General features: G+C 47.2%; 1 protein-coding gene. It reads left to right on the top strand.

From position 1 onward, the window contains the following. A partial coding sequence (locus tag A3762_RS05660; RefSeq protein ID WP_197469053.1) for a sodium-dependent bicarbonate transport family permease occupies positions 1 to 405 on the top strand: 405 nt, incomplete at both ends.

Genomic DNA, 405 nt, shown 5'->3' with positions numbered 1-405 from the left:
TTTGCCCTTTATTAATCCTTCCTATCTTACGTTTTGTCTGTGGCGTATCTCTCGCCAACGCCAGCAGTATTGCAGCTCACTATGGTTCGGTTAGTGCCGGTACCTTTGCGGTTGTGCTGACGTATGTAGAGTCCAATAACATTGAGTTTGGTGCGCAAACGACGCTTTATCTGGTTATGTTAGAGCTTCCAGCGATTATTGTTGCCCTCGCCATTTATCGTTTTTTCAATTCGGAGAAGCAAGTTGAAGGCGTTTCTCATCGCGCTATTTGGCATGAAACATTGACGAACCGAGGTGTTGTATTGCTCGTTGGTGGTGTTCTGATTGGCTGGATGTACGGGCCAGTGCAAGGTGCGTCGGTCACCGAGTTATTGACAGGAGGCTTCAAAGCAATCTTGGCTATCT

It is taken from the genome of Oleiphilus sp. HI0125 (assembly GCF_001635355.1).
This window is presented reverse-complemented; position numbering and strand designations above follow the sequence as displayed.